At 69.5% G+C, this 25,498-nt stretch carries 26 protein-coding genes and 2 pseudogenes; 18 read left to right on the forward strand and 10 right to left on the reverse strand.

All coding sequences use genetic code 11. The features are described from left to right. Nucleotides 1-28 precede the first annotated feature (28 nt). From MKCMC460_RS13595 to MKCMC460_RS13610, 4 genes and pseudogenes are all read right to left on the reverse strand, one after another. Nucleotides 29-1,341 (reverse strand): annotated as a pseudogene (locus MKCMC460_RS13595) (hypothetical protein). Further along, on the reverse strand, nucleotides 1,335-1,697 hold the full coding sequence (locus MKCMC460_RS13600) for a hypothetical protein (protein ID WP_236975428.1): 363 nt from the start codon (nucleotides 1,695-1,697) through the stop codon (nucleotides 1,335-1,337). The pseudogene MKCMC460_RS13595 and the gene MKCMC460_RS13600 overlap by 7 nt, the downstream one beginning before the upstream one ends. Nucleotides 1,698-1,700: 3 nt before the next feature. Continuing rightward, nucleotides 1,701-3,482: a hypothetical protein gene (locus tag MKCMC460_RS13605; protein ID WP_370653171.1), complete on the reverse strand. Its 1,782-nt coding sequence runs from the start codon at nucleotides 3,480-3,482 to the stop codon at nucleotides 1,701-1,703. Between the two features lie 143 nt (nucleotides 3,483-3,625). Further along, on the reverse strand, nucleotides 3,626-3,847 hold the full coding sequence (locus MKCMC460_RS13610) for a hypothetical protein (protein ID WP_236984639.1): 222 nt from the start codon (nucleotides 3,845-3,847) through the stop codon (nucleotides 3,626-3,628). 102 nt (nucleotides 3,848-3,949) lie between these two features. Here MKCMC460_RS13610 and bioB point away from each other — a divergent pair, with 102 nt between their 5' ends. The 3 genes from bioB to MKCMC460_RS13625 all read left to right on the forward strand — a co-directional run bounded on the left by bioB (nucleotide 3,950) and on the right by MKCMC460_RS13625 (nucleotide 5,966). After that, entirely contained in the window at nucleotides 3,950-4,999 is a 1,050-nt protein-coding gene (gene bioB / locus MKCMC460_RS13615; protein ID WP_236975426.1) for a biotin synthase BioB, read from the forward strand. Beyond that, nucleotides 4,999-5,226, forward strand: coding sequence for a hypothetical protein (locus tag MKCMC460_RS13620; protein WP_236975424.1), 228 nt, complete (start codon nucleotides 4,999-5,001; stop codon nucleotides 5,224-5,226). Before bioB ends, MKCMC460_RS13620 begins: the two co-directional genes overlap by 1 nt. 71 nt (nucleotides 5,227-5,297) lie before the next feature. Continuing rightward, nucleotides 5,298-5,966, forward strand: a complete 669-nt coding sequence (locus MKCMC460_RS13625) for a DUF2567 domain-containing protein (protein ID WP_370653172.1) — start codon at nucleotides 5,298-5,300, stop codon at nucleotides 5,964-5,966. Here the strand turns inward: MKCMC460_RS13625 and MKCMC460_RS13630 are convergent. Then, nucleotides 5,961-7,310 carry a lipase family protein gene (locus MKCMC460_RS13630; RefSeq protein ID WP_236984182.1) on the reverse strand — a complete coding sequence of 450 codons (1,350 nt, stop codon included), beginning with the start codon at nucleotides 7,308-7,310 and terminating at the stop codon, nucleotides 5,961-5,963. The genes MKCMC460_RS13625 and MKCMC460_RS13630 overlap by 6 nt on opposite strands. Before the next feature lie 192 nt (nucleotides 7,311-7,502). Then, nucleotides 7,503-8,207, reverse strand: a complete 705-nt coding sequence (locus tag MKCMC460_RS13635) for an NUDIX domain-containing protein (RefSeq protein ID WP_236975422.1) — start codon at nucleotides 8,205-8,207, stop codon at nucleotides 7,503-7,505. A gap of 46 nt (nucleotides 8,208-8,253) precedes the next feature. Between MKCMC460_RS13635 and nadA the strand changes: the two genes are divergently transcribed. Genes nadA through nadC form a run of 3 tightly spaced genes read left to right on the forward strand, consistent with a single transcriptional unit; the run spans nucleotide 8,254 to nucleotide 11,794 of the window. After that, entirely contained in the window at nucleotides 8,254-9,357 is a 1,104-nt protein-coding gene (gene nadA, locus MKCMC460_RS13640) for a quinolinate synthase NadA (RefSeq protein ID WP_238305868.1), read from the forward strand. Continuing rightward, entirely contained in the window at nucleotides 9,354-10,937 is a 1,584-nt protein-coding gene (locus MKCMC460_RS13645) for an L-aspartate oxidase (protein ID WP_238305869.1), read from the forward strand. Before nadA ends, MKCMC460_RS13645 begins: the two co-directional genes overlap by 4 nt. Further along, nucleotides 10,937-11,794 (forward strand): carboxylating nicotinate-nucleotide diphosphorylase, encoded by an 858-nt coding sequence (gene nadC, locus MKCMC460_RS13650; RefSeq protein WP_236975420.1) that lies wholly within the window; start codon nucleotides 10,937-10,939, stop codon nucleotides 11,792-11,794. The genes MKCMC460_RS13645 and nadC overlap by 1 nt, the downstream gene beginning before the upstream one ends. A 183-nt stretch (nucleotides 11,795-11,977) precedes the next feature. Here nadC and MKCMC460_RS13655 read toward each other — a convergent pair whose 3' ends face one another. Next, nucleotides 11,978-12,391 (reverse strand): nitroreductase family deazaflavin-dependent oxidoreductase, encoded by a 414-nt coding sequence (locus MKCMC460_RS13655; RefSeq protein ID WP_236975417.1) that lies wholly within the window; start codon nucleotides 12,389-12,391, stop codon nucleotides 11,978-11,980. An 89-nt stretch (nucleotides 12,392-12,480) separates the two neighbouring features. Here MKCMC460_RS13655 and hisD point away from each other — a divergent pair, with 89 nt between their 5' ends. The 8 genes from hisD to hisI are packed head-to-tail and all read left to right on the forward strand — an operon-like array spanning nucleotide 12,481 to nucleotide 18,883. Continuing rightward, nucleotides 12,481-13,791 carry a histidinol dehydrogenase gene (gene hisD, locus MKCMC460_RS13660; RefSeq protein WP_236984180.1) on the forward strand — a complete coding sequence of 437 codons (1,311 nt, stop codon included), beginning with the start codon at nucleotides 12,481-12,483 and terminating at the stop codon, nucleotides 13,789-13,791. Next, entirely contained in the window at nucleotides 13,788-14,930 is a 1,143-nt protein-coding gene (locus MKCMC460_RS13665; RefSeq protein ID WP_236975408.1) for a histidinol-phosphate transaminase, read from the forward strand. The genes hisD and MKCMC460_RS13665 overlap by 4 nt, the downstream gene beginning before the upstream one ends. 7 nt (nucleotides 14,931-14,937) lie before the next feature. After that, a complete protein-coding gene (gene hisB, locus MKCMC460_RS13670) occupies nucleotides 14,938-15,558 on the forward strand; it encodes an imidazoleglycerol-phosphate dehydratase HisB (RefSeq protein ID WP_236975406.1) in 621 nt (206 codons plus the stop codon). Then, nucleotides 15,555-16,175: an imidazole glycerol phosphate synthase subunit HisH gene (gene hisH / locus MKCMC460_RS13675; protein WP_236975404.1), complete on the forward strand. Its 621-nt coding sequence runs from the start codon at nucleotides 15,555-15,557 to the stop codon at nucleotides 16,173-16,175. Before hisB ends, hisH begins: the two co-directional genes overlap by 4 nt. A gap of 2 nt (nucleotides 16,176-16,177) precedes the next feature. Next, nucleotides 16,178-16,912: a bifunctional 1-(5-phosphoribosyl)-5-((5-phosphoribosylamino)methylideneamino)imidazole-4-carboxamide isomerase/phosphoribosylanthranilate isomerase PriA gene (gene priA, locus MKCMC460_RS13680; protein WP_236975402.1), complete on the forward strand. Its 735-nt coding sequence runs from the start codon at nucleotides 16,178-16,180 to the stop codon at nucleotides 16,910-16,912. A 14-nt stretch (nucleotides 16,913-16,926) separates the two neighbouring features. Continuing rightward, a complete protein-coding gene (locus tag MKCMC460_RS13685) occupies nucleotides 16,927-17,739 on the forward strand; it encodes an inositol monophosphatase (protein WP_236975400.1) in 813 nt (270 codons plus the stop codon). Continuing rightward, nucleotides 17,739-18,527 (forward strand): imidazole glycerol phosphate synthase subunit HisF, encoded by a 789-nt coding sequence (hisF, locus tag MKCMC460_RS13690; protein ID WP_238305871.1) that lies wholly within the window; start codon nucleotides 17,739-17,741, stop codon nucleotides 18,525-18,527. Before MKCMC460_RS13685 ends, hisF begins: the two co-directional genes overlap by 1 nt. Continuing rightward, nucleotides 18,524-18,883, forward strand: a complete 360-nt coding sequence (gene hisI, locus MKCMC460_RS13695; protein ID WP_236975390.1) for a phosphoribosyl-AMP cyclohydrolase — start codon at nucleotides 18,524-18,526, stop codon at nucleotides 18,881-18,883. The genes hisF and hisI overlap by 4 nt, the downstream gene beginning before the upstream one ends. On the opposite strand, the gene MKCMC460_RS13700 is transcribed toward hisI, so the two are convergent. Beyond that, nucleotides 18,880-20,388, reverse strand: coding sequence for a serine/threonine-protein kinase (locus tag MKCMC460_RS13700; RefSeq protein ID WP_236975382.1), 1,509 nt, complete (start codon nucleotides 20,386-20,388; stop codon nucleotides 18,880-18,882). The genes hisI and MKCMC460_RS13700 overlap by 4 nt on opposite strands. A gap of 61 nt (nucleotides 20,389-20,449) precedes the next feature. Continuing rightward, nucleotides 20,450-20,749 carry a hypothetical protein gene (locus tag MKCMC460_RS13705; protein WP_238306066.1) on the reverse strand — a complete coding sequence of 100 codons (300 nt, stop codon included), beginning with the start codon at nucleotides 20,747-20,749 and terminating at the stop codon, nucleotides 20,450-20,452. Between MKCMC460_RS13705 and MKCMC460_RS13710 the strand changes: the two are divergent. Then, nucleotides 20,685-21,774, forward strand: a pseudogene (locus MKCMC460_RS13710) (calcium:proton antiporter). The gene MKCMC460_RS13705 and the pseudogene MKCMC460_RS13710 overlap by 65 nt on opposite strands. 13 nt (nucleotides 21,775-21,787) lie before the next feature. On the opposite strand, the gene MKCMC460_RS13715 reads toward MKCMC460_RS13710, so the two are convergent. Beyond that, entirely contained in the window at nucleotides 21,788-22,243 is a 456-nt protein-coding gene (locus MKCMC460_RS13715) for a peroxiredoxin (RefSeq protein ID WP_236975366.1), read from the reverse strand. Between the two features lie 129 nt (nucleotides 22,244-22,372). On the opposite strand from MKCMC460_RS13715, the gene MKCMC460_RS13720 reads away from it, so the two are divergent. The 3 genes from MKCMC460_RS13720 to trpC all read left to right on the forward strand — a co-directional run bounded on the left by MKCMC460_RS13720 (nucleotide 22,373) and on the right by trpC (nucleotide 25,471). Next, nucleotides 22,373-23,920: an anthranilate synthase component I gene (locus tag MKCMC460_RS13720; protein ID WP_236984179.1), complete on the forward strand. Its 1,548-nt coding sequence runs from the start codon at nucleotides 22,373-22,375 to the stop codon at nucleotides 23,918-23,920. Further along, entirely contained in the window at nucleotides 23,913-24,563 is a 651-nt protein-coding gene (locus tag MKCMC460_RS13725; RefSeq protein WP_236975364.1) for a TIGR02234 family membrane protein, read from the forward strand. The genes MKCMC460_RS13720 and MKCMC460_RS13725 overlap by 8 nt, the downstream gene beginning before the upstream one ends. 89 nt (nucleotides 24,564-24,652) lie before the next feature. After that, nucleotides 24,653-25,471: an indole-3-glycerol phosphate synthase TrpC gene (gene trpC / locus MKCMC460_RS13730; protein ID WP_238305872.1), complete on the forward strand. Its 819-nt coding sequence runs from the start codon at nucleotides 24,653-24,655 to the stop codon at nucleotides 25,469-25,471. The last annotated feature ends 27 nt before the right edge of the window (nucleotides 25,472-25,498 follow it).

Below are 25,498 nucleotides of genomic sequence, written 5' to 3' on the forward strand. Positions count from 1 at the left end.
AACGTCCTTTCGGTTGCCGTCCAGCCTCTCAACCCCCGAACAGCAAGTACAAACCGGTGAAGGTGTACCCGACCATCACCAGCATCATGGTGAGTTGCCCGGTGAGCTGATGGCCCGCCGGCAGCAACCGCAGCGCCTTGTCGTGAGCGGCGATCACCGCCACGATATGCCCGGTCACCACGCAGGCCACCTTGATGGTGGCCAGCACCGGCGGGTGGGTCGACAGCACGTAGCCCACCTGCCACCCGCGGGTCAGCGGATCGGCCAGGGCGATCACGGCCTGCTGCCCGCGCTCCACCAGATAGGTGAGGTAGTGCGCGAAGATGTAGCCCACCACGATCGGGATCAGCGAGTGCGCCATCTCGCCGGGCAACGCGCGGCGCCGCTGCGTGTCCAGGCCGCCCGTCGCCCGCGCGGCGAACGAAAACGTCACTGCCACAACGGAAATGAACAACAACAGGCCGACCGTGCGCAGAGCCGACGACGGTAACGGCTCGCCTCGGGTCAGCCCGTCGGAGAAGTTGCGCCAGGTCGGGGATGCCGAGAAGCTGTCGAATGCGGTGGAGCCGAGCAGCACCGCCAGCACCAGCACCACCCCCGGGCGCACCGGCAGCGACGGCAGGTGGTCGAACGGGTTGCCGATGACGATACGTCCGTCGTGCCGCCGAAACGGCGAGAGCCGTGACACCGCCATGCTGTAGACGCCGAACGGGTCGGCGCGCGCCAGCCAGCGCTGCCCGCACAGCCATGCCCCCGCCAGCAACACCACGGTGTAGACGAGCAGCCACGCCTTCACCCCGATCAGCGACGCCGAGTTCGGGCTGGCCAGCTCCATCCATACGAACGCGAACAGGCCGACCGCCGCCGGCCGGTATCCCCAGCTCTCCGGAAAGCTGTAGCGCGGCTCGCCCAACCGGCCGGGCACCGCACGGCGCGCCAACAGGTACAGGGTGCGCACCGGCGAGATCACCCGCCACACCGGCCCGAACAGCAGGGACAGCGCAACCAGCCCCACCCACAGCAGCACGTAGAACGCCCCGAGCAGGCCGTTGGCCGGACTCTGCGGCCCCCACACGCCGACCGCGACCGCCCACGCCGCCACCACCAGGGCCAGCCCGGCGGCCGTCCCCCGGGCCACCGGGGAATCGACCAACCTGGTCACCGCCGTCGGCAACGGGCGACCGGGCTTGTCCGGGTCGAACCGGGGCCGTTTCCACGCGAACGCCACCAGCGCGAAGGTGAACGTCAACGCCCAGGCCGCGCCCACCATCGCATACATGTACGGGACCGGCAGATCACCGACCCGCCGAGGCCGTGGGCCTGCAGCGACAAACTCACGATTGCACTTGGATGGTGGCGATCGTCCGATGCAGATGGTGCAGCTCGACGTCGACGCTGCCCGGCACGTCGACGGTGAACTGGAAGGCCTGGTTCGGTGCGGCGGCCACCTCGAACTTGTGGTCGGGCACCGAATGCACGTGCAGTTCGTCGGTGGCGTCGCTGTTGACCCGCAGGTTGATCTGCTGGCCGACGGACGCGTGCAGGGTGGCGTTGGTGGGTGTCACCTGCCCGTTGGCGATGGTGATGTCGACAACCAGGGACTGCGGCGCGGGCTTGCTCGGCGACTTACCGCCGCACCCTACCAACGCGCACGTCAACGCGAGTGCGCCGAGAAGGCAGCCGAGGATGCGGGCCACCGGTCACGCCGCCCGGGGAAGCGGAGTTTCCGCGTCCTCCGTACGCCTGGGCCGGCTGGTTCCGCCGTTGATCCGCCCCGCGCCCCAGGTGATGCCCGCGATCACCATCAGCGTGAAGATCAGCACCACGATCGAGCCGACGTTGAACAGCCACACCGGGGCGTTCTGGTCGCGCTCGCGCTGCAGGATGGTGATCTCCTGGACGAACGGCCGGGTGCTGTTGGCCAGCGCGGGTACCTCGGCGGCGGGAATCGCGTCATCGGCCGGCTCCCAGATCGGCACGGCGGTCATCGTGTAGCCGTCCTGCGCGCGCAGCAGTGTCTTCCACTTGCCCCAGACGGGGATCGGCTGGGTGGACCGGTAGTGACCGGGTCCGACCCGCTCCAGGCGGTCGATGACCAGGCCGCGGCGGTTCTCCATGCCGCCTTGCCAGGACAGGATGGTCAGCCAGTCGGGATTGTCGCTGACCATGTTGGCCGGGTTGAGCTGCACATCGGCCGACACCATGCGTTTGCCCGGCTCGCCGGGAAGGTCGGTCAGGGTGATCGTCGCGGTGTCCTGCTTGGGCACCACGATGTGCAGACCGTTGGCCACCGTCGCCCCGATCACCAGCACCGTCATCACCACGACCGAGATCCCGATGGCGCGGCGCGGCAGGCGCTGGCCGGTGAGCACCATGCCCAGCAGGCCGCCGCACACGCCCATCAACACCGCCACCGGCACCGCCATGGCCAGCGCCTCGCCCCACATGCTCGTCGGCCACGGGTAGTGGTAGACCGTGCCGATCCACAGCGATTCCAGCCAGAGTCCGACGGTGCCGACGCCCAGTCCGGCCACCGCGCCGAACACCACCGGGCGCTTGAACAGCGGTGTCAACGCCACCGCCTCGACCACCAGCGCCGGCCCCAGATAGAGCGGGAACCAGTTGATCGGCGCGCCCAGCACCGGCCCCACCAGGAACGCGACCACGCCGCGGAGCAGGATCGCGAACAGCGCGGCAATGATCGCCGCGCCCTTGCCCAGCGTCATACGCGCGACCACCAGACCCAGCGCGGCGACCCCGGCGATCATCATCGGCTGCAGCACCAGGCGGAACTGCTCGACACCGAAGTCGTACTCGATCTGGTAGACCGACAGGCCGATCAGCAGCCCGCCGCAGGACAGGTAGCGCAGGAACCGGACGAACGGCCGATCGGCCGGGGCGTCGGGTAGCGCGCCGCCGCCCTCGTATTCCAGCATCAGCACCGCGAACAGCGAGAAGCACGCGCCGCCGATCATCATCAAGTGCGTCGGGCCCCACAGCGTGACGTCCTGGCCGAACAGGCGATGCCAGATGTCGTCGAGCGGAAACCCGATCAGCGCGTACAAGCCGCAGCCGGCCATCAGCACCCCGCCCACCGGCGCGTGCCAGTCCTTGGTGATGCGCACCGGCGCCGGACCGGGCTTGTCGAATGGCAGAACCACCGCGATCATGCCCGCGAGGAAGATCCCGAACAGGCCGATGATGATGAAGTAGTGCGCCGGGTTGGCCAGCGGTCCGGGGTCGCGCCCTTCGCCGATGTGCCAGCTCACGTCCCAGATGAACCCGAACAGCGCGCAGATGATGAAGGTGGTGAACACCAGCACCGGCAGCGCCACCCAGGACGGGCGCTTGAACTTCACGCCCAGCCAATCGGCGAAGTTGCCCAACCATGCGATGCGATGGGTGCGGTGGCGATGACCGATCCACAGCATCGCCAGCGCGATCATCATCGCGGCAATGGAAAGCCCGATCACCTGGTCCAGGCCTGCGCCTCGAGCCGGCGCATCCGCTGCAACAACTGACAGAACCACCGCTATCGCCTCCCACGCTGAGACATCCCGGAAATTCACATCACCGAGCCGCTGCCGTTTAATTGTGATCCAATAATGCCCACTCGATGTGACCGTTAATCCTGCTTTTCGGCGAGGGTGTCGTCGGACTCCTTTTGGCGCCTGTCCCGGATGGCGATGTAGGAAATCACCCCGACCACGATCACCGCGGGAAAGAACGCGGGGATGGCCAGCAGCAGCGCGTGGTGGCCCACGACGTGGGTCTGGCACTCGACGACGAGGTGGTTCATGACGGTCGGGTGACCCTCCAAACCGGCTACCGCAAGCAATCGGTGCATCCGCCGACCGTTACCCTAGCCTGTACGACATTTCGCTCAGGCTGCCCGATGCGCGCAGCGCGGAAACATCCATACCGACCAAGGATTCAGGGGAGTAACCCGGTGACTCAAGCGCCAGTTCGACCGACCACTGCTGCTGGCCACGATGGCAACGAGGCTTCGGACATTCTCGCGGTCGCCCGTGAGCAGGTGCTCCAGCGGGGCGAGGGGCTGACCAAAGACCAGGTGCTGCGGGTGCTGCAGCTGCCCGACGACCGGCTCGAGGAGCTGCTGGCGCTGGCCCACGAGGTGCGGATGCGCTGGTGCGGCCCGGAGGTTGAGGTCGAGGGGATCATCAGCCTCAAGACCGGCGGCTGCCCGGAGGACTGCCACTTCTGTTCCCAGTCTGGATTGTTCAAGTCGCCGGTGCGCAGCGCCTGGCTGGACATCCCCAGCCTGGTCGAGGCGGCCAAGCAGACCGCCAAGTCCGGCGCGACCGAATTCTGCATCGTGGCCGCGGTGCGCGGGCCCGACGAGCGGCTGCTCGCCCAGGTCGCCGCCGGTATCGAGGCGATCCGCAACGAGGTGGAGATCCAGATCGCCTGCTCGCTGGGCATGCTGACCGCCGAACAGGTGGAGCGGCTGGCGGCGATGGGGGTGCACCGCTACAACCACAACTTGGAGACCGCGCGCTCGTTCTTCACCAACGTCGTCACCACCCACACCTGGGAAGAACGCTGGCAGACGCTGTCGATGGTGCGCGACGCCGGGATGGAGGTGTGCTGCGGCGGCATCCTGGGCATGGGCGAGACGCTGGAGCAGCGCGCCGAATTCGCCGCCGATCTGGCCGAGCTGGACCCGGACGAGGTGCCGCTGAACTTCCTCAACCCGCGCCCCGGCACGCCGTTCGGCGACCTGGAAGTGTTGCCGGCCAGCGAGGCGCTCAAGGCGGTGGGTGCGTTCCGGCTGGCGTTGCCGCGCACGATGCTGCGCTTCGCCGGCGGCCGTGAGATCACGCTCGGTGATCTGGGCGCCAAGCAGGGCATCCTGGGCGGCATCAACGCCGTCATCGTCGGTAACTACCTGACCACGCTGGGACGGCCCGCCGAGGCGGACCTGGAGTTGCTCAACGACCTGCAGATGCCGCTGAAGGCACTGAACGCCAGCCTGTAATGACCGGTGACCTGCCGGGCCCGGTGGGCGCCGGCGCCTACAACGTCTACACCGGAGACCGCGCGGGCACCGCGGTGCCTACCGCCGCCCAGCTGGGACTGGAGCCGCCGCGGTTCTGCGCCGAATGTGGACGCCGGATGATCGTGCAGGTGCGCCCCGACGGCTGGTGGGCCAAGTGTTCGCGGCACGGGCAGGTGGACTCGGCCGACTTGGACGGGCAGCGCTGAACCGGCGCGGGCGTCGGCGACTATATGCTCGCGGGACCATCGAAGCGGAGGAGTGCGGCGTGACTGACGGCGTGGCGCTGGCATCGGAGCAGCCGCTGGGCGCCGGGCCCGGCCAGGTCAAGCCGCAGCGGGCGCGGGCATATCTCGTCGTGATCGGCGCCCTGCCGGCCTGTGGGGTGCTGGCCGGTGCGCTCTGGGCGTGGATCGCGCCCTCGATTCACGCCGTCGTGGCGGTCAGCCGCAAGGGCGAGCGGGTGCACGAGTACCTGGGCAGCGAATCGCAGAACCTGTTCGTCGCGCCGGTGTTGCTGGCGGGCATGCTGGGGGTGGTCGCGGCGGTGGCGGCGGTGGCGGTGTGGCAGTGGCGCTATCACCGTGGCCCGCACATGGTCGCGGCATTGACGGCGGGGCTGGTCGGCGCCGCCGCGCTGGCCGCGGGGGTGGGTGCGCTGCTGGTACGGATGCGTTACGGCGCAATCGATTTCAACACCGTGCCGCTGGCTTCGGGTGAGCATTCGCTGACGTACGTGGAACTGGCACCGCCGGTGTTCGTCGGCCACTCGCCGCTGTTGATAGCGGCCACGCTGATATCGCCGGCCGCAATAGCGTCGCTGGTCTACGTCATGATCGCCACCGGATCGGTCCGCGACGACCTGGGCGGCTACCCGCCGCAGCGTCGCCCGGTCATGCCGCCGGTGGTGCCGCCGCCTCCGCCGCTGCCCGCGCCCCCGGTGTCATAGCGGGCGCCGGCGGATCCTGCGACCGAGAATGACCTTGGCCGCGATCACGCCCAGCCGGGCCATTCCCGCGTAGGTCATCGGGTTGAACGCGGTGGGCCAGGTGGTGCGTACCAAGTTGTCGCTCAGCGGGCGACCCGCGAACCGGTCGATCAGCCAGCGCAGCGCCATCGGGGCCGACAGCGGATGCAGGATCATATGCTCGTTGAACGCGTCCCGGTGGTAGGTGACGCTGGCGCCGCCGGCGATGTACGTCTCGGCCAGTTCGTCGATGTCGTCGACAGCGATCAGATAGTCGTGGACGGCCTGCACGATCAACACCGGCGGCGTCGGGATCGCGGCACCGAGCTTGATGCTGTCGAAGACGTGCACCACGGCCGGGCGCGACAGGGTCTGCTCGAGCGGTTCGTCCAGATAGTCGCCCACGTTCTTGTGGGCCATCTTGATCACGGCCTCGGCGGTGGTCATCGTCTCGAGGCTCTCGAGCAGGGCACGGCCCTCTTCGCTGGTGTGCTCCTTGATCACCTGGTCCAGACCGGGGTAGCTGTGCGTGAGCGCGGCTACCACCAGGGCCGGCAGCCCGGCGAACAACCCGCCGTTGAGGCGGCGGAAGGTGTGGCCCAGGTCGCCGACGGGCGAGCCCAGGACCGCTCCGACGATATCGAGCTCGGGGGCGTACTCACCGCACATCTCGGCCGCCCAGGCACTCGCCAGGCCGCCGCCCGAGTACCCCCACAGCCCGACCTTCGCCGACGGCGACAAGCCGAGCCGCTCGGAGCTGAGCGAGGCGCGGATCCCGTCCAGGATGCGGTATCCGGGTTCGATCGGGGTGCCCCACAGCCCCTGTAGGCCCTCGTGATCGGGCACCGACACCGCCCAGCCCTCGGCGACCGCCGCGGCAACCAGGAGCAGCTCCAGCTGCGCCAAAGAGCCGACGGCCTTCGCGCGGCGCCGCATCGCATAGGAGGGGAAGCAGCGTGACGACACCGCGTCGATGGCGCACTGATAAGACAGCAGCGGGATGGTCTTGCCCGGCGCTACCTCGGCGGGCACGATCACCGTCGTCACCGAGGCCTCGGGGTTGCCGTGCTTGTCGGTGGTCCGGAACAGCAGCTGCGTGGCGTTCAGGGTCTGCGGAATCAACCCCATGAACGCCAGCTCGACGTCGCGGGAGCGCAACACCGTCCCGGGTTCGGCATGCTGAAAGCCGGCCGGGGGCTGGTAGAAGGGGTCGTCGGTCGGCAGCAGCGGCCGGACCTTGCGCTGCAGCTCCTCGTGCGGTGCCGCGCCGATCCACCGCAGGCCGTCGGTTCCCGTCGCGCCGGCCAGGTTGCCCAGCTCCCCCATCAACATTCCCTTCACGTCCACTCGGTTCGCGCGAGTTGCGCGCCGTCGATCCCGGATCAAGTGCAGTGCTGTCAGCCGGAAGAGTTCACCGCGGGCGCGTGGCATGCGCCCGCCGGCTCTTAATCATCTCTTAGACAATGTACAGGTGGCGTACGCCGAATCGAAACCGGCGTGTCGCGCCGCGCCGGTCTCTCAACCGGGCGGGCGCAGCGCGGCGAACTCGTCGGTCACCCGCAACTGGGAGTCGGTGAACCGGTACAGGGCGGCGGGGCGGCCACCGCTGCGGCCGGACTGGGCGATGGTGCCGGTCGCGGTGATGACGTTGCGGCGGGCCAGTACCCGCTGCAGGTTGGTGGCATCGACCTGGTAGCCGAGCGCGGCACCGTAGATGTCGCGCAGCGTGGAGAGTGCGAATTCCTTTGGCGCCAAAGCGAATCCAATGTTCGTGTAGGACATCTTGGCGACCAGCCGGGCGTGCGCGTGGGTCACCATCGGGCCGTGGTCGAATGCCATCTCGGGTAGCGCGTTCACCGGATGCCACCGGGTGTCGGCGGGGAGTTCGGGCGTGGCGGGGGAGGGCACCAGTCCCAGGAAGGTGGACGCGATCACCCGGCCGCCCGGCACTCGGTGCGGATCGGAGAACACCGCGAGTTGTTCCAGGTGGGCCAGCTCGCGCAGGTCGACCTTTTCGGCCAGCTGGCGTCGCACCGAGGTGGTCATGTCCTCGTCGGCGCGCAACTGACCGCCCGGCAGCGACCACGCGCCGCGCTGCGGATCCTGGGCACGCTGCCATAACAGCACGTTCAGCTGCGGTTTTCCGGATGGTGTGGCCGCGGTAACCATCCGAACCTGGAACACGACCGCGAGCACTTCGTGGCGAGTGCTACCATGTGGCATGTTTTCGATTATAAGTCGAAAACCTCCTGGTGTGAAAGGAGCCCCCATGACGGTCTTGAATCGCATGGACACGCTTGCTACGCGGCGATCGCAAGCGCGGCTCAGCACGGCGCCGCAGCTCGGCGCCATCTGCGAGGAATTGGCCGACCGGATCGTCAGCACGCCCACCGGTTACACCGGGGTCGAGGGTGACGCCCGGTGGGCCGCCGAAATCCGCCGCCTGGCGCGGCTGCGCGGCGCCACCGTGCTGGCGCACAACTACCAACTGCCCGCGATCCAGGACGTCGCCGATCACGTGGGGGACTCGCTGGCCCTGTCGAGGATCGCGGCCGAGGCGCCCGAGGACACCATCGTGTTCTGCGGGGTGCACTTCATGGCCGAGACCGCCAAGATCCTCAGCCCGGAGAAGACGGTGCTGATCCCCGACCAACGGGCCGGCTGCTCACTGGCCGACTCGATCACGCCCGCCGAACTGCGCGCCTGGAAGGACGAGCACCCCGGCGCGGTCGTCGTGTCCTACGTCAACACCACCGCGGATGTGAAGGCGCTCACCGACATCTGCTGCACCTCCTCCAACGCGGTGGACGTGGTGGCCTCCATCGACCCGGATCGAGAGGTGCTGTTCTGCCCCGACCAGTTCCTCGGCGCCCACGTGCGCCGGGTGACCGGCCGCACCAACCTGCACGTGTGGGCCGGCGAATGCCACGTGCACGCCGGGATCAACGGCGACGAACTGACCGAGCAGGCGCGGGCCAATCCGGATGCCGAACTGTTCGTCCACCCCGAATGTGGTTGTGCCACCTCGGCTTTGTATCTGGCCGGGGAGGGTGCGTTCCCCGCCGAGCGGGTCAAGATCCTGTCCACCGGCGGCATGCTCGACGCCGCGCACGCCACCCGCGCCCGCAAGGTCCTGGTCGCCACCGAGGTCGGCATGCTGCACCAATTGCGCAGGGCCGCACCGGACGTCGACTTCCAGGCGGTCAACGACCGCGCCTCGTGCAAGTACATGAAGATGATCACCCCGGCCGCGCTGCTGCGCTGCCTGCTCGACGGCGCCGACGAGGTGCACGTCGACCCCGACACCGCGGCCGCAGGCCGGCGCAGCGTGCAGCGGATGATCGCCATCGGCCAGCCCGGCGGTGGCGAATGACGACCGCCCCGCTCTGGCAGGACCGCGCCGATGTCGTGGTGATCGGCATGGGAGTGGCCGGGCTGGCCGCGGCGCTGGCCGCGCACCGCGCCGGCCGGCGGGTCGTCGTCCTGAACAAGTCGGCCCAACTGCACGGGGTGACCGCCACGCACTACGCCCAAGGCGGCATCGCGGTGGTGTTGCCCGACAACGACGATTCGATCGACGCGCATGTCGCCGACACCCTGGCCGCCGGCGCGGGCCTGTGCGACCCCGACGCGGTCTACTCGATCGTCGCCGACGGCTACCGCGCGGTCACCGAATTAGTCGGTGCCGGAGCACGATTCGACGAATCGGTGTCCGGCGGCTGGGACGTGACACGCGAGGGCGGGCACTCGCGGCGCCGCGTCGTACACGCCGGCGGCGACGCCACCGGCGCCGAGGTGCAGCGCACCCTGGATCACGCGGCCCGCGCGCTGGACATCCGCAGCTCGCACGTGGCGCTGCGGGTGCTGCACGACGATTCCGCGGTGACCGGGGTGCTGGTGCGCCGTCCGGACGGCTGCGGCATCATTCACGCCCCCGCGGTGATCCTGGCCACCGGCGGGCTCGGCCACCTCTACAGCGCGACCACCAATCCCGACGGATCCACCGGCGACGGTATCGCGCTGGGGTTGTGGGCGGGTGTGCCGGTCAGCGATCTCGAATTCATCCAGTTCCACCCCACCATGCTTTTCGACGCGTCGCGCGGCGGTGGGCGGCGTCCGTTGATCACCGAAGCGATCCGCGGCGAAGGCGCCATATTGATTGACCGGCAAGGCAATTCGATCACCGCCGGGGTGCATCCAATGGGCGATCTGGCTCCCCGCGACGTGGTCGCAGCCGCCATCGACGCGCGGCTGAAGGCCACCGGCGACCCGTGCGCGTACCTGGACGCCCGCGGCATCCCGGGTTTCGGTGCGCGGTTCCCGACCGTCACGGCCTCCTGCCGGGCGGCCGGCATCGACCCTGTGCGCCAACCCATTCCGATCGTTCCCGGCGCCCACTACAGCTGCGGTGGCCTGGTCACCGACGTGTACGGCCAGACCGAACTCGCCGGGCTCTACGCGGCCGGTGAAGTAGCGCGTACCGGCATGCACGGCGCCAACCGGCTGGCCTCCAACAGCCTGCTGGAAGGTCTGGTGGTCGGCGGCCGGTCCGGCAAACTCGCCGCCGCGCACGCCGCAGCCGCCGGGCGTCCCCGGGCGGCGATGCCCGAACCGATCACCCACACCGCTCCGCAGCGCGGCGATCTGCAGCGGGCGATGAGCCGGGACGCGTCGGTGGTGCGCGACGCCGCCGGACTGCACCGGCTGGCCGAAATGCTCGACGCCGCGCCGGTGCGCGAAGTCTCGGATCGCTTCGCAGCCGAGGACGTTGCGCTGGCCCTGGCCGCCCGGACCGTGGCCGCCGCCGCCCTGGCCCGCACCGAGAGCCGCGGTTGCCACCACCGGGCCGAATACCCGGAAACCTGCGCCGCGCAAGGCCGCAGCCTGCTGGTCCGGCTGGCTCCCGGGTCCTGCGACACGGTACAGGCGGAGGCGCTGGCGGCGGTGGGCTGATGATCCTCGACGACGCCGAGCGGGCCGACGCACGCGAAACCATCCGGCGCGGTCTCGTCGAAGACCTCCGCTACGGGCCGGACGCCACCACCTTGGCGACGGTGGCCGCCGGTACGGTGGCCACCGCATCGATGGTGCCGCGAGAGGCGGGCGTGGCCGCCGGGGTCGAGGTGGCCTTGCTGGTGCTCGACGAGGTGATCGGCAGCCGCGGCTACCAGGTGCTGCACCGCGTCGAGGACGGTACCCGGCTGCAGGCCGGCCAGCCGCTGCTGACCGTGCAGGCCGAGACCCAGGGCCTGCTGACGGCCGAGCGAACCATGCTGAACCTGGTGTGCCACCTGTCCGGCATCGCCACCGCGACCGCGGCCTGGGTGGAGGCGGTGAGCGGCACCAAAGCCAAGATCCGTGACACCCGCAAGACGCTGCCCGGTCTGCGCGCTTTGCAGAAATACGCGGTGCGCGTCGGCGGTGGTGTCAACCACCGGCTGGGCCTGGGTGATGCGGCGCTGATCAAGGACAACCACGTGGCGGCGGCCGGATCGGTGGTCAAGGCGCTGCGCGCGGTGCGGACCCACGCGCCCGAGCTGACCTGCGAGGTGGAGGTCGACTCCCTCGAGCAACTCGACGAGGTGTTGCCGGAGAAGCCTGAGTTGGTCCTGCTGGACAATTTCCCGGTCTGGCAGACCCAGACCGCGGTGCAGCGCCGCGACGCTCGGGCCCCGGGCGTACTGCTGGAATCATCGGGCGGGCTCAGCCTGGAAACGGCCGCCACCTACGCGCAGACGGGTGTTGACTTTCTGGCCGTAGGAGCGCTGACGCATTCGGTGCGGGTGCTCGACATCGGCCTGGATATGTGAGCGCCTGTTTTCGCCCCGTCGCCTCTGCGTTCCGTCCCCCCTGCGCTTTCGCTGCCAGCCCGGGCCTGACGTGAAATCAGGGCGGCAAAAGCGCCTTCCGACCGCCACCAGTTCACGCGAGGCGGGGGTCGGTTCACGCGAGGCGGGGTAGCTCCGGGCGCGGTGGGAGATCCGCTGCCCCGGTCAGGCGATATCGGCCACGAAGACCGCCATCCGGCGCAACTGGGCGCGGGCCGGCCAGGGCAGGTCATCGCCGGGGGTGCCGGCCGGCAGGATGCGCGGATTGACGAGATGCACGCTGCGCCGCGCATAGTGCAGGTCAGCCTCGCCGGCCGCCAGCACGTTCTTCACCCAGTCGGTCTTGCCGTGGCCCAGCGCGATCGCCAGCACGTTGCCCTTGCGGTAGGTGGTGACGATGGTCTGATAGGGCTTGCCGGACTTGCGGCCGCGGTGCTCGATGGTCGCAGTGCCCGGCAGGTAGCGGGCGACCGGCTTGAACAGCGGGTTCAAGTACTTGACTTGGAGGTTCTCGAACCACACCGGGAAGACCATCGGGATCCCGGGGGCGTTGTTGGGGTGTCGATCCCGTGCTGACATGGCTGACTCCTCTGTTATGCGGGACTGTACCGGGCGGATATCGACTTGAGTTGCTCTGGGACAATGGTCCGGTGACCACATCGCCCCCGCTGCTGGCCCGCATCGATCTGCGGGGCGTCGAGCTGACGGCCGCGCGGTTGCGGGCCGCACTGCCGCGCGGCGGCGTCGACGTGGAGTCCGTGCTGCCCAAGGTACGTCCCATCGTCGAGGCGGTCGCCGACCGCGGCGCCGACGCCGCCCTGGAGTACGGCGAATCGTTCGACGGGGTACGGCCAGCCACGGTCCGGGTTCCGGCCGCCGCGCTGGACGAGGCGCTGGCCGGCCTGCAATCCGAGGTTCGCGACGCCCTGCAGGTGATGATCGAGCGCACCCGCGCGGTGCACGCCGACCAGCGCCGCGCCGACGTGACCACCACTCTCGGCCCGGGCGCCACCGTCACCGAACGCTGGGTGCCCGTGGAGCGGGTCGGCCTGTACGTGCCCGGCGGCAACGCCGTCTACCCGTCGAGCGTGGTGATGAACGTCGTGCCCGCCCAGGCGGCCGGCGTCGAGTCCCTGGTGGTGGCCAGCCCACCCCAGGCACAGTTCGGCGGACTCCCGCACCCGACCATCCTGGCCGCGGCCAAGCTGCTGGGCGTGGCCGAGGTGTGGGCGGTCGGCGGAGCCCAGGCGGTGGCGCTGCTGGCTTACGGCAGCAGCGCCGGGGAAGAGCTGGCGCCGGTCGACATGATCACCGGTCCGGGCAACATCTACGTCACCGCGGCCAAGCGGCTGTGCCGCTCCCAGGTCGGCATCGACGCCGAGGCGGGCCCCACCGAGATCGCGATCCTGGCCGACCACACCGCCGACGCCGCCCATGTGGCCGCCGACCTGATCAGCCAGGCCGAGCACGACGAGATGGCCGCCAGCGTCCTGATCACGCCCAGCCCGGAGTTGGCCGACGCCACCGACGCAGAACTGGCCGTCCAGTTGCGGACCACGGTGCACCGCGAGCGGGTGACCGTGGCCCTGTCGGGTCCGCAGTCGAAGACCATCCTGACCGACGACCTCGACGCCGCGATCAGGGTCGCCAACGCCTACGCCGCCGAACATCTGGAGATCCAGACCGCCGACGCGGCGCAGGTGGCCGGCCGGATCCGTTCGGCCGGAGCGATTTTCGTCGGCCCCTATGCGCCGGTCAGCCTCGGCGACTACTGCGCCGGCTCCAACCACGTGTTACCCACCGCCGGTTCGGCCCGCCACTCCAGCGGTCTGTCGGTGCAGACCTTCCTGCGCGGCATCCACGTCGTCGACTACACCGAGGCGGCGCTCAAAGACGTGTCCGGGCACGTGGTCACCCTGGCCAAGGCCGAAGACCTGCCCTCGCACGGCGAGGCGGTACGCCGGAGGTTCGAACGATGAAGCCGACCCTGGACGACCTGCCGCTGCGCGACGACCTGCGCGGTAAATCACCCTACGGCGCACCGCAATTGGACGTGCCGGTGCGGCTGAACACCAACGAGAACCCGCATCCGCCCACCCCCGCACTGGTCGACGACGTGGTCGGTTCAATGCGCGAGGCGGCCGCCGATCTGCACCGCTATCCCGACCGCGACGCAGTGGCGCTACGGACCGACCTGGCCGCCTACCTCACCGTCCAGACCGGCGTCCGGGTCGGGGCCGAAAGCGTTTGGGCGGCAAACGGTTCCAACGAGATCCTGCAGCAGCTGCTGCAGGCGTTCGGCGGTCCGGGGCGCAGCGCGATCGGCTTCGTGCCGTCGTACTCGATGCACCCGATCATCTCCGACGCCACCCGCACCGAGTGGATTGAAACCGCCCGCGCCGACGACTTCAGCCTCGACATCGCGGCCGCCGTGACCGCCGTCGCCGAACGCAAGCCCGACGTGGTGTTCATCGCGAGCCCCAATAACCCGTCCGGGCAGAGCGTTTCGCTGCCGGATCTGCGTCGGTTGCTGGACGTGGTGCCGGGCATCCTGATCGTCGACGAGGCCTACGGCGAGTTCTCGTCGCAACCCAGCGCGATCGGTTTGGTCGAGGAATATCCGACCAAACTGATCGTCACGCGAACCATGAGCAAGGCCTTCGCCTTCGCCGGGGGACGCCTGGGCTACCTGGTGGCCACCCCCGCACTGGTCGACGCGATGCTGCTGGTACGGCTGCCGTATCACCTGTCGTCGCTCACCCAGGCCGCCGCCCAGGCCGCGCTGCGACACGCCGACGACACCCTGGGCAGCGTGGCCACCCTGATCGCCGAGCGCGAGCGGGTGTCGGCGGCGTTGGCCGGCATGGGTTTTCGGGTGATACCCAGCGACGCCAACTTCGTGCTGTTCGGAGAATTCGCCGACGCGCCGGCCGCCTGGCAGCATTACCTGGATGCCGGGGTGCTGATCCGCGACGTCGGCATCTCCGGTTACCTGCGCGCCACCACCGGACTGGCGCAGGAGAACGACGCCTTCCTGCGGGCGAGCGCCCAGATCGCCGCAACCGAACTAGCCAGCCCGTCAGAGGCGGGTCGCGACCAAATATCAGCAGCCCGGTAGGAGTTCCGTGACCAGCCCTGAGCCCAGGCGCGCGCGCATCGAGCGTCGCACCAAAGAATCCGACATCATCATCGAACTCGACCTCGACGGCGCCGGTCAGGTCCACATCGACACCGGCGTCCCGTACTTCGACCACATGCTGACCGCGCTGGGCAGTCACGCCAGCTTCGACCTGACGGTGCGCACCAAGGGCGATGTCGAGATCGAGGCGCACCACACCGTCGAGGACACCGCGATCGCGCTGGGCCAGGCGCTGGGCAAGGCGCTGGGCGACAAGAAGGGGATCCGGCGCTTCGGCGACGCCTTCATTCCGATGGACGAGACGCTGGCGCACGCCGCCGTCGACGTATCGGGTCGCCCCTACTGCGTGCACACCGGTGAGCCGGATCACTTGCAGCACTTCACGATTGCCGGTAACTCGGTGCCCTACCACACCGTGATCAACCGGCATGTGTTCGAATCGCTGGCGATGAACGCCCGCATCGCGCTGCACGTCCGGGTGCTCTACGGCCGCGACCCGCACCACATCACCGAGGCGGAATACAAGGCGGTGGCCCGTGCACTGCGCCACGCCGTCGAGTTCGACCCCAAGGTTTCGGGTGTGCCGTCCACCAAAGGTGTTTTGTGACAAGTAAATCTGTCGTAGTGCTGGACTACGGCTCCGGAAATCTGCGCTCGGCTCAACGAGCGCTGGAGCGGGTCGGTGCCGCGGTCGAGGTGACCGCCGACGCGGAGCAGGCTTTGGCCGCCGACGGCCTGGTGGTGCCCGGTGTGGGCGCCTTCGAGGCGTGCATGACCGGCCTGCGCAAAATCGACGGCGAACGTATCATCGCCCAGCGGGTGGCCGCCGGCGCGCCGGTGCTGGGCGTGTGCGTGGGCATGCAGATCCTGTTCGCCCGCGGCGTCGAATTCGGGGTCCAGACAACGGGTTGCGGTCAGTGGCCCGGCGCGGTGACCCGGCTGGACGCCCCGGTGATCCCGCACATGGGCTGGAACGTGGTGCAGGCTGCGCCGGGCAGCGTGCTGTTCAACGGGCTCAGCGCCGACACCCGGTTCTATTTCGTACACTCCTACGCCGCGCAGCGGTGGGAAGGTTCAGCCGAGGCGATGTTGACGTGGGCGACACACCAGGTGCCGTTTCTGGCGGCCGTCGAGGACGGGCCGCTGTCGGCGACCCAGTTCCACCCGGAGAAGAGCGGGGACGCCGGAGCGGCCGTGCTGCACAACTGGGTCGAGGGCCTGTAGCCATGTCGCTGATTCTGTTGCCCGCGGTCGATGTGGTCGAGGGACGGGCCGTGCGCCTGGTGCAGGGCAAGGCCGGTAGTGAGACCGAATACGGTTCGGCGCTGGATGCCGCCCTGGGTTGGCAGCGCGACGGCACCGACTGGATCCACCTGGTCGACCTGGACGCCGCGTTCGGGCGCGGATCCAACCGCGAACTGCTCGCCGACGTGGTGGGCAAGCTGGACGTACAGGTGGAGCTGTCCGGCGGCATCCGCGACGACGATTCGCTGGCCGCCGCGCTGGCCACCGGCTGCGCCCGGGTCAACCTGGGCACCGCGGCGCTGGAGAACCCGCAGTGGTGTGCCCGCGCGATCGCCGAGCACGGCGAGAAGGTCGCAGTGGGCCTGGACGTCCAGATCGTCGACGGCCGACACCGGCTGCGCGGACGCGGCTGGGAGACCGACGGCGGGGACCTGTGGCAGGTGCTGGACCGGCTCAACGGCGAAGGGTGCTCGCGTTACGTCGTCACCGACGTCACCAAGGACGGCACGCTGGGCGGTCCCAACCTCGAGCTGCTGGCGGCGGTCGCCGAGCGCACCGAGGCGCCGGTGATCGCCTCCGGCGGGGTGTCCAGTCTGGACGACCTGCGCGCCATCGCGACACTGACCGATCGTGGCGTCGAGGGCGCCATCGTGGGCAAGGCGCTCTACGCCGGGCGCTTCACCTTGCCGCAGGCGCTGGCCGCGGTGCGGGAATAGGGAACAGCTGCGCGATGGAGCGAAATTTCTCGCTGGACTCGCTGGTCGAACGGGCGGCGGCGGTCCTCGACGACGCGGTCGAGCCGTTCCTGGCGGGCCACCGGGCCGATTCGGCGGTCGCCAAGAAAGGCAACGACTTCGCCACCGAGGTGGATCTGGCGATCGAGCGGCAGGTCGTCGACGCCCTGGTGGCGGCCACCGGAATCGAGGTGCACGGCGAGGAGTTCGGTGGCGCCGACGTCGACTCGCCGTGGGTGTGGGTACTGGACCCGATCGACGGCACCTTCAACTATGCCGCCGGCTCGCCGCTGGCCGGGATCCTGCTGGGGCTGCTGCGCGACGGCGAACCGGTGGCCGGGCTGACCTGGCTACCGTTCACCAACCAGCGCTACACCGCGATCACCGGCGGTCCGCTGCTGAAAAACGGTGTGCCGCAACCCAATCTGGTGCGCGCCGAGTTGTCCGATGCGCTGGTGGCGGCGGGATCGTTCAGCGCGGACTCGCGTGGCCGCTTTCCCGGCCAGTACCGTCTGGCGGTGCTGGAGAACCTGAGCCGGATGTCGTCGCGGTTGCGGATGCACGGCTCCACCGGCCTCGACCTCGCCTATGTCGCCGACGGAATACTCGGTGGGGCAATCAGTTTCGGTAGTCACGTGTGGGATCACGCCGCCGGTGTCGCCTTGGTGCGGGCCGCGGGCGGCATCGTCACCGACCTGGCCGGCCGGCCGTGGACCCCGGCGTCGCGGTCGGCGCTGGCCGCCGCGCCCGGCATACACGCGGAGATGCTCGACATCCTGCGCAGCACCGGCCAGCCGGAGGACTTCTGATGTTGCACGACGCCAATGATCTTGCGGTGCGGGTGATCCCGTGCCTGGACGTGGACGCCGGTCGCGTCGTCAAGGGGGTTAACTTCGAAAACCTCAGGGATGCAGGCGATCCCGTCGAACTCGCCGCTGCCTACGACGCCGAGGGCGCCGACGAACTGACCTTCCTGGATGTCACCGCCTCCGCCTCGGGTCGCGCCACCATGCTCGACGTGGTGCGCCGCACCGCGGAGCAGGTTTTCATCCCGCTGACGGTGGGCGGCGGGGTGCGCACGGTGGCCGACGTCGACGTGCTGCTGCGCGCGGGCGCCGACAAAGTCTCGGTGAACACCGCCGCGATCGCACGCCCGGACCTGTTGGCCGAGATGGCACGGCAATTCGGCTCGCAGTGCATCGTGCTGTCGGTCGACGCGCGCACGGTCCCGGCCGGTTCGGAACCGACGCCGTCGGGCTGGGAGGTCACCACCCACGGCGGCCGGCGCGGCACCGGCATCGACGCGGTCCAGTGGGCGGCGCGCGGCGCCGAGTTGGGGGTGGGGGAGATCCTGCTCAATTCGATGGACGCCGACGGCACCAAGGCCGGCTTCGACCTGCCGATGCTGCGGGCGGTGCGCGCGGCGGTGACGGTGCCGGTGATCGCCAGCGGCGGGGCGGGAGCCGTCGAACACTTCGCGCCCGCGGTCGACTCCGGTGCCGATGCGGTGTTGGCGGCCAGCGTCTTTCACTTCCGGGAGCTGACCATCGGGCAGGTGAAGGCCGCGATGGCGGCCGAGGGGATCACGGTGCGATGAGCCTGGACCCGCGCATCGCGGCGCGGCTGAAGCGCAACGCCGACGGGTTGATCGCCGCCGTGGTGCAGGAGCACGGCACCGGCGACGTGTTGATGGTGGCCTGGATGGACGACGACGCGCTGGCCCGAACGCTGGAAACGCGTGAAGCCACGTATTTTTCGCGGTCCCGCGGCGAGCAGTGGATCAAGGGTGCGACGTCCGGGCACACCCAGCACGTGCACTCGGTGCGCCTGGATTGCGACGGCGACACCGTGCTGTTGAGCGTCGACCAGGTCGGCGGCGCCTGCCACACCGGCGACCACAGCTGCTTCGACGCCGCGGTGCTGCTCGACGACGCCGAAGCTCAGCGTGACTAATCCACGTCCAGGCCGTTGGTGGCGGCTAGGGCGGCCTTGACCCACTCGCGTTTCGCGACTGCCGGGGCGATGTGTTCGTGGCCGATTTCTTCGACGTCGATGGGCCGGTTCGCGGTGATCGCGGTGGCCACCTGGAAGATGAAGGTGCGGCTGTCGGTGGCGATTCCGAGTAGGGCGTCGTTGTCGCCGAGCCCGTTGTCGGCGATTTCGCGGTCGGCCCACCGGGCCGGGTCGAGCCGGCCGAAGTTCTTGATGTACACCACCCAGAGCCGGATGCCGCGTCGCTGGAGGAGTTTGTCGAGGGCCGCTTCGACCGCGTCGTGCTCGGCGGGTTTGAGTACGCGCGCGTCATCGGTGAGGTGGGCGGTCAACCGTGGCTGGGGTGGTGACGCGGGCGTGGCACTGCTGCTGGGCGGTTCGGCAGACCGCGAGGTGGAGCTGCTCGGCTGACTCGAGGCGGCCCGGTTCTCGGTCCTGGTGCTCATCACCACGACCCCGAGAATCACCGCAACGCCCACCAGCGCGATGGCCGCCAGGGTCGCGATCAATGTCGCGTGCCCGCCACGGGGCGCCGGCGGTGGCGCCGGGATGACCTGAGTCGGCCCGGCCAGGGCCAATGGGGGAACCAACGGCGGGCCCGCGACCAGTCCGGGCGGGGCGGCCAAGGCGGCCGCGAATTCCGTACACGAGGCGAACCGCGCAGACGGGTCCTTGGCCAGCGCCCGGGCCATGACCGTGTCGAGGTGGGCCAGGTCGGGCCGCCGTCCGCTGAGCAACGGCGGCGGTGCGGACAGGTGCTGGGTGACGATCGCCGCGGGGCTGGAGTGGTCGAAAGGCGCCACCCCGGTCAGTAGCTGATAGGTGGTACACGCGAGCGCGTACTGGTCGACCCGTCCGTCGAGGGCCGAGCCCAGCAGCTGCTCGGGCGCGCAGTAGGCGGTGGTGCCCATCGTCATGTTGGTGGCGGTCAGTCCGCTGGTCTGGTCGAGCTCGCGGGCGACGCCGAAATCGGCCAGCACGATGCGTCGTCGCGGGCCGGCGTCACCCAACAGGATGTTGGCCGGTTTGACATCGCGGTGCAGCAGGCCACGGGAGTGCGCGTAGTCCAGCGCGTCGGCGACCGCGGCGACGATCTGCACGACGTCGGGCAGCGGCATTCCGGACGGGTAATGGTCCTGGATCAATCTGGCGGCGTCGGTTCCTTCCACGTAGTCCATCGACAGCCACAGCTGCCCGTGGTACTCGCCGCGGTCGTGGATGCCGACGATGTGCTCGTGGTAGAGGGCGCCGGCCAGTTCGGCTTCGCGGTTGAAGCGCTGGCGGTACTCCTGATTGACGGTGAGTTCGGCGGGCAGAATCTTCAGCGCGTCGCGCCGCGGTAGCCGCGGGTGCTGGGCCAGGTAGACCTCGCCCATGCCGCCGACACCCAAGCGCCGGATGATGGTGTAACCGGCGAACAGTTCGCCAGCCCGCAAGCCGTCGTCCTGGCTCTCGCTTGTCGGCATGTGAGCATGCTACTGGCGGTGGTCGCTGGTCGGCGCTCGGGCGGGCCAGCTAACCGCGCTGCTACACTTGCAAAGCTGAGAGTTTCGCCGGCGGGGTCCGCCTGGCCGGCTGCGATCCACCATTCTGGATGTAGCCGTAGAGCGAAATCAGTTCTGGCTGAATGTGATTGGGAAATTGGTTTCTCGCACGTGAACGCTGGGCGTCCAGGTGGTTGCCCACCCGCCGGCTGCGTGCCGTGGCACAATCCTGCTGTGCGGCAACCGGTTTGATGACGACGGCGAGGAAAGGGTCGACGGTGCTGACACGAGTGTCCTGGAATCTGCTGGCCCCGGTGATAGCGGTCGTTTCGCTGGTGTTCACCTGGGGTGAGGACATCGGGCCTCTGGTCGGGGGGATCGAAGCGGTGTTGCTGGCCGGCGCCGTGCTGGCCGCCGTCCATCACGCCGAGGTGGTCGCGCACCGGGTCGGGGAGCCGCTGGGCTCGCTGGTGCTCGCCGTCGCGGTGACCGTCATCGAGGTCGCGCTGATCGTCACCCTGATGACCTCCGGCGGCGACAAGGCCGCCACCCTGGCCCGCGACACGGTGTTCTCCGCGGTCATGATCACCACCAACGGGATCGCCGGTTTGGCATTGCTGGTCGGGTCCCGTCGTTACGGGGTGACGCACTTCAACGCCGAGGGCAGCGGCTCGGCGCTGGCCACCATCGCGACGCTGGCGACGCTGGGTCTTGGTGCTGCCCACGTTCACCACCAGCCACCCCGGTCCGCAGTTCTCCCCGGGCCAGCTGGTGTTCGCCGCCGTCGCTTCCCTGGCCCTGTACCTGATGTTCGTCTTCACCCAGACGGTGCGGCACCGCGACTTCTTCCTGCCGGTCGAACAGCAGGGCGCCGACGATCCCGACGACGACAGTCACGCCGACCCGCCCAGCAACTCCGAGACGCTGATCAGCCTCGGTTTGCTGCTGGTGGCGCTGGTGGCGGTGGTGGGTCTGGCGAAAGTGGAGTCCCCGATCATCGAACGCATGGTGGCCGCCGCCGGCTTCCCGCATTCCTTCGTCGGGGTGGTGATCGCGACGCTGGTGCTGCTGCCCGAGACGCTCGCCGCGGTGCGCGCGGCACAGCGGGGCCGCATGCAGATCGGCCTCAACCTGGCCTACGGGTCGGCGATGGCCAGCATCGGGCTCACCATCCCCACCATCGCGCTGGCCTCGATCTGGATTCGCGGGCCGCTGATCCTGGGGCTGGGCGCCACCCAACTGGTGTTGCTGGCGCTGACGGTCGTGGTCAGCACCCTGACCGTGGTGCCCGGTAGGGCGACCCGACTGCAGGGCGAGGTGCATCTGGTGCTGCTGGCGGCGTGCTTCTTCCTGGCGATGAGCCCGTAGCGGCCCCTGCGGGTCAGCGGTTGCGCAGTGTCTGCAGCGCTTTGTCGGCGTGGGTGTCCATGCTGAACTCGCTGGCGATCACGTCGAGCACTTTGCGGTCTTGGTCGATGACGAACGTGGTGCGCTTGACCGGCATCAGCTTGCCCAGCAGGCCGCGCTTGACGCCGAACTGGGTGGCCACCGCGCCGTCGGCGTCCGACAGCAGCGGGTAGTCGAACTTCTGGGCGTCGGCGAACTGCGCCTGCTTGTGCACCGCGTCGGTGCTGATACCGACCCGGTTGGCGCCCACGGCGGCGAACTCGGCGGCCAGGTCGCGGAAGTGGCAGGCCTCCTTCGTGCAGCCCGGGGTCATGGCCGCCGGGTAGAAGAACAGCACCACGGGACCGTCGGCGAGCAGGTCGCTGAGTTTGCGCGGGGTGCCCGTCTGGTCGGGAAGCTCGAAGTCGGCCACGGTGTCGCCAGTTTTCATGGCCGTCACGCTACGCCAGCCGCGCCGAGCCACCGCGAGGGTGACCATGCCGCGGAGAATCGGCGCCGAAATCACGCCCGGGTTGCGCTCGTGAGCACCTCATGGCGGGCCGTCTGCGAGGATGTGTCGGTGCACCCCAACCTTGCAGCCACGACAACGCGGGAGGATTTCCGCGTGCTGGCGGCAGAGCACCGGGTGGTCCCGGTCACCCGCAAAGTCTTGGCCGACAGCGAAACTCCGCTTTCGGCCTATCGCAAGCTCGCCGCCAACCGGCCCGGTACCTTCCTGCTCGAATCGGCCGAGAACGGCCGTTCGTGGTCACGGTGGTCGTTCATCGGCGCCGGAGCGCCGACCGCGCTGACGGTGCGGGACGGGCACGCCGTGTGGCTGGGTGCCGCCCCCAAGGACGCGCCCACCGGCGGCGACCCCCTGGACGCGCTGCGCGCCACGCTGTCGGTGCTGGCGACCGCTGCTCCCCAGGAGTCCCGCCCGGGGCTGCCGCCGCTGTCGGGAGGCATGGTCGGCTTCTTCGCCTACGACATGGTGCGCCGCCTGGAGCGCCTGCCCGAACTGGCCGCCGACGATCTGCGGCTACCGGACATGCTGTTGCTGCTGGCCACCGACCTCGCCGCGGTCGACCACCACGAGGGCACCATCACGCTGATCGCCAACGCGGTCAACTGGAACGGCACCGACGAGCGGGTCGACTGGGCCTACGACGACGCGGTTGCGCGACTGGACGTGATGACCGCGGCGCTCGGGCAGCCGCTGCCCTCGACGGTGTCCACCTTCAGCAAGCCCGAGCCGCGGTATCGCGCGCAGCGCACGGTCGAGGAATACGGCAAGATCGTCGACTACCTGGTCGAGCAGATCGCGGCCGGCGAAGCGTTTCAGGTGGTGCCCTCGCAGCGCTTCGAGATGGACACCGACGTCGACCCGATCGACGTGTACCGGATGCTGCGGGTGACCAACCCCAGCCCTTACATGTATCTGCTGCAGATCCCCGATAGTGATGGGGCAGTGGACTTTTCGATCGTCGGATCGAGCCCGGAGGCGTTGGTGACCGTGCAGGACGGGCGGGCCACGACGCATCCGATCGCCGGAACCCGCTGGCGCGGGCAGACCGACGAGGAGGACGTCCTGCTGGAAAAGGAACTGCTGGCCGACGACAAGGAACTGGCCGAGCACCTGATGCTGGTCGATCTGGGCCGCAACGATCTGGGCCGGGTCTGCACCCCGGGCACCGTGCGCGTCGAGGACTACAGCCACATCGAGCGCTACAGCCACGTCATGCACCTGGTGTCCACCGTGACGGGTCTGCTGGCCGAGGGCCGGACCGCGCTGGACGCGGTGACCGCCTGTTTCCCGGCCGGCACGCTGTCGGGAGCGCCCAAGGTGCGCGCCATGGAGCTGATCGAGGAGGTCGAGAAGACGCGCCGCGGGCTCTACGGCGGCGTGGTGGGTTACCTGGACTTCGCCGGCAACGCCGACTTCGCGATCGCGATCCGTACCGCGCTGATGCGCGACGGCACCGCTTATGTGCAGGCCGGCGGCGGCGTGGTCGCCGATTCGAACGGCCCCTACGAGTACAACGAGGCCAGGAACAAGGCGCGGGCGGTGCTCAACGCGATCGCGGCCGCCCAGACGCTGACGACCCCCGACGTGGGCAGTGGCTGACTCCGCGCGCCGCGACCGGCTGACCGTGCGGCTGGCCCAACTGCTGTTGGTCGCCGGCGCCGGCGCGTTGTGGGCGGCGTCCCGGCTGACGTGGGTGACCATCCGCTCCTTCGACGGGCTGGGCCAGCCCAAGGACGTGGCGCTGTCCGGCGCGTCCTGGTCGACGGCGCTGCTGCCCCTGGCGATGGTGAGTCTGGCCGCCGCGGTCGCCGTCCTGGCCGTGCGTGGCTGGCAGCTGCGTGCGCTGGCGGTGCTATTGGCGGTGTCGAGCTTCGCCGTCGGCTATCTGGGCGTCAGTCTGTGGGCGGTGCCGGACGTGGCCGCCCGTGGCGCGGACCTTGCGCACGTTCCGGTGGCGACGCTGGTGGGCAGCGGGCGCCAGTACACCGGTGCGTCCATCACGGTGGTGGCAGCGGTGTGCACGCTGGTGGCCGCGACGTTGTTGATGCGCGCCGCCTCGGCCGCCGGCCCGGCGCGCTCGAGCAGCAGCAAGTATCTGGCGCCCGGTGCGCGCCGGTCGATTGCCCGCGACGAGGCCCGGCCGGGTGAACCCAAGCTGTCCCAGCGCACAATCTGGGATGCCCTCGACGCGGGTCGCGACCCTACCGAAGGGTCGGCCGAACCAGACACCGAGGGGCGGTGACGGACCCTGTCCCGACGGTCGCTACCCTTCTTGCACGTCGGCGAAACTGGCTGGCGAGCGTTGGGTCACGGGAAAGGAACACGGCAGGCATGAGTCCGGCATCCGTGCTTGACTCCATCCTCGAGGGAGTCCGCGCCGACGTTGCCGCGCGCGAAGCCCGCGTGAGCCTGTCCGAAATCAAGGCGGCCGCAGCCGCCGCGCCGCCACCGCTGGATGTCATGGCGGCGCTGCGCGAACCCGGCATCGGCGTGATCGCCGAGGTCAAGCGCGCCAGCCCGTCGAAGGGTGCGCTGGCGCCCATCTCCGACCCCGCCAAACTGGCCCGCGCCTACGAGGACGGCGGCGCCCGGATCATCAGTGTGCTCACCGAGGAACGACGGTTCCAGGGCTCACTGGACGACCTCGACGCGGTGCGCGCCGCGGTGTCGATCCCGGTGTTGCGCAAAGACTTTGTGGTGCAGCCCTACCAGATTCACGAGGCTCGTGCGCACGGCGCGGACATGCTGCTGCTGATCGTCGCCGCGCTGGACCAGTCGGCGCTGGTGTCGATGCTCGATCGCACCGAATCATTGGGCATGACCGCGCTCGTCGAAGTCCACACCGAAGAAGAAGCCGACCGCGCGCTCAAAGCCGGGGCCAACGTGATCGGGGTCAACGCCCGCGATCTGGCGACGCTGGAGGTCGATCGGGACTGCTTCGCGCGCATCGCTCCGGGGCTGCCCAGCAAGGTGATCCGGATCGCCGAATCCGGTGTGCGCCACACCGGTGACCTGCTGGCCTATGCCGGCGCGGGGGCCGACGCCGTTCTGGTCGGCGAGGGTCTGGTCAAAAGCGGTGACCCGCGCGCTGCGGTCGCGGATCTGGTCACCGCCGGCACCCATCCGTCCTGTCCGAAACCGGCTCGCTAACTCTTGATGTGCCGCACGCGCGCTGAG

The sequence above is a fragment of the Mycobacterium sp. 20KCMC460 genome, assembly GCF_022179425.1.
GTDB lineage: Bacteria > Actinomycetota > Actinomycetes > Mycobacteriales > Mycobacteriaceae > Mycobacterium > Mycobacterium kiyosense.